General features: G+C 72.4%; 2 protein-coding genes. Both read left to right on the top strand.

Going from position 1 to position 2,484, the window contains the following annotated elements; all coding sequences use genetic code 11:
- Nucleotides 1-515 (top strand): Maf family protein (locus GH736_RS21125; RefSeq protein WP_159606813.1); only part of this gene is annotated, 515 nt, incomplete at its 5' end.
- Between the two features lie 139 nt (nucleotides 516-654).
- Nucleotides 655-2,439 carry an acetyl/propionyl/methylcrotonyl-CoA carboxylase subunit alpha gene (locus GH736_RS21120; protein WP_159606811.1) on the top strand — a complete coding sequence of 595 codons (1,785 nt, stop codon included), beginning with the start codon at nucleotides 655-657 and terminating at the stop codon, nucleotides 2,437-2,439.
- Nucleotides 2,440-2,484: the final 45 nt, after the last annotated feature.

Here is a 2,484-nt window from a genome sequence, read left to right as displayed (position 1 = left end):
AATCCGGCCGGCTCGAGGCATCCGCCATGGTGCAGCTCCTCGCGCGGGCCAAGGCCGAGGCGATCGTCGGGCGTTCGCACGACGGCGAGCCGATCGACGGCCTGATCCTCGGCGGCGACTCGGCCTTCCTCACCGGCGGCGCCATCCACGGCAAGCCGCACCGGCCCGACGTCGCCCGCGAGCGCTGGCTCGCGCAGAACGGCGGTCACGGCGACCTGTGGTCGGGGCACTGGCTGATCGACCATCGCGGCGGCCGGGCGAACGCGGCGGTGGGACGGGCGGATGTCGCGACCGTTCGGTTCGCCGCGCTCGACGACGCGGAGATCGACGCGTACATCGCGACCGGCGAGCCGCTGCTCGTCGCCGGCGCCTTCACGATCGACAGCCTCGGCGGTCCGTTCATCCGCCGCGTGGAGGGCGATCCGTCGACGGTCGTCGGACTGTCGCTGTCGACGCTGCGCGATCTCGTGCGCGAGCTCGGCGTGGAGTGGACGGCGCTCTGGAACCGGGCCTGACCAGCGTGGGCCGGGCGCGCGACCCGCGCACCGCGGCATCCGTCACCCGCGGCCATTGTCGACGCCCGCAAGGGTTGCGTTCCTTTTTTGTGGAAGCGACCCAAAGGCCAGCACGAGCGGGCCAATAGGCTTGAGCATTATGCCGCGCATCACGAAGGTCCTCATCGCCAACCGTGGCGAGATCGCCGTCCGCGTCATCCGGGCCGCCCGTGACGCCGGCATCGGCTCCGTCGCCGTCTACGCCGACCAGGACCGTGACGCCCGCCACGCCAAGCTCGCCGACGAGGCCTATGCGCTCGACGGCACCACGAGCGCCGAGACCTACCTCGTCATCGACAAGCTGCTCTCGGTGGCCCGCCGTTCGGGTGCCGACGCCGTGCACCCCGGCTACGGCTTCCTCGCGGAGAACTCCGACTTCGCCCGCGCCGTGATCGACGCCGGCCTCATCTGGATCGGACCCTCCCCCGAGGCCATCGAGCGCCTCGGCGACAAGGTCTCCGCTCGCCACGTCGCCGAGAAGGTCGGCGCGCCGCTCGCGCCGGGCACGCTGAACCCGGTGGCGGATGCCGCCGAGGTGCTCGACTTCGTCGACGTGCACGGCCTGCCCGTGGCGATCAAGGCCGCCTTCGGCGGCGGCGGTCGCGGCCTCAAGGTGGCCCGCACGCGCGAGGAGGTGCCCGAGCTCTTCGAGTCGGCCACCCGCGAGGCCGTCGCCGCGTTCGGGCGCGGCGAGTGCTTCGTCGAGAAGTACCTCGACAAGCCGCGCCACGTCGAGACCCAGTGCCTCGCCGACGCCCACGGCAACGTCGTCGTGGTGTCCACGCGCGACTGCTCGCTGCAGCGCCGCCACCAGAAGCTCGTCGAGGAGGCGCCCGCGCCCTTCCTCACGGAGGAGCAGAACCGCCTGCTGTACGAGGCGTCGAAGGCGATCCTCAAGGAGGTCGGCTACGTCGGCGCCGGCACGTGCGAGTTCCTCATCGGCCAGGACGGCACGGTCTCGTTCCTCGAGGTCAACACGCGCCTCCAGGTCGAGCACCCCGTCTCCGAGGAGGTCACCGGCCTCGACCTCGTGCGAGAGCAGTTCCGCCTCGCTGAGGGCGGCGTGCTCGACTACCCCGACCCCGTCGCATCCGGCCACTCGATCGAGTTCCGCATCAACGGCGAGGACCCCGGCCGCAACTTCCTGCCCTCCCCCGGGCCGGTGCACGTGCTCCGGTTCCCCGGAGGGCCCGGCGTTCGCGTCGACTCGGGTGTCACCACCGGCGACGAGATCTCGGGCGCCTTCGACTCGCTGCTCGCGAAGCTCATCGTCACCGGCTCCTCCCGCACCGACGCCCTGGAGCGCGCCCGGCGCGCCCTCGACGAGTTCGAGGTCGCCGGGCTCCCGACCGTGCTGCCGTTCCACCGCGACATCGTGCGCAACCCGGCGTTCGCGCCAGACGGCGACGCGCCGTTCTCGGTCTACACGCGCTGGATCGAGACCGAGTACGACAACCGCATCGAGCCGTGGTCGGGCGAGCTCGCCGAGGCCGCTGCCCCGGCCGACCGCACCGGTGTCGTCGTCGAGGTGGCCGGTCGCCGCATCGAGGTCAGCCTTCCGAAGAAGCTCGTGAGCGGCACGGCCGCCGGCGCGGCTGCCACGGCCGGCCCCGCTCCCCGCCGCCGCACCGCGGCGCACGCCGTCGACACCGCCACGGGCGACGCCGTCAAGGCGCCGATGCAGGCCACCGTCGTCAAGGTCGCCGTCGCCGAGGGAGACAAGGTCGTCAAGGGCGACCTCGTGCTCGTGCTCGAGGCGATGAAGATGGAGCAGCCCATCATGGCGCACAAGGACGGCATCATCGGGCTGGTGAACGCCGAGGCGGGCTCCACCGTGTCGAGCGGCCACCTCCTGCTCGCGATCAAGGACGCGCCGGCGGCCTGATTCCGCGCGCCGGGTGCCGCTGCGGCCGGCCCGCGGCGTCAGTCG

Origin of the sequence: Agromyces humi, from assembly GCF_009720255.1 — a bacterium.
Classification (GTDB): domain Bacteria; phylum Actinomycetota; class Actinomycetes; order Actinomycetales; family Microbacteriaceae; genus Agromyces; species Agromyces humi.
This window is presented reverse-complemented; position numbering and strand designations above follow the sequence as displayed.

What these genes read in the sequence shown, in the direction of transcription:
- GH736_RS21120 (WP_159606811.1), top strand. Translation starts at nt 655, where the DNA reads ATGCCGCGCATCACGAAGGTCCTCATCGCCAACCGTGGCGAGATCGCC.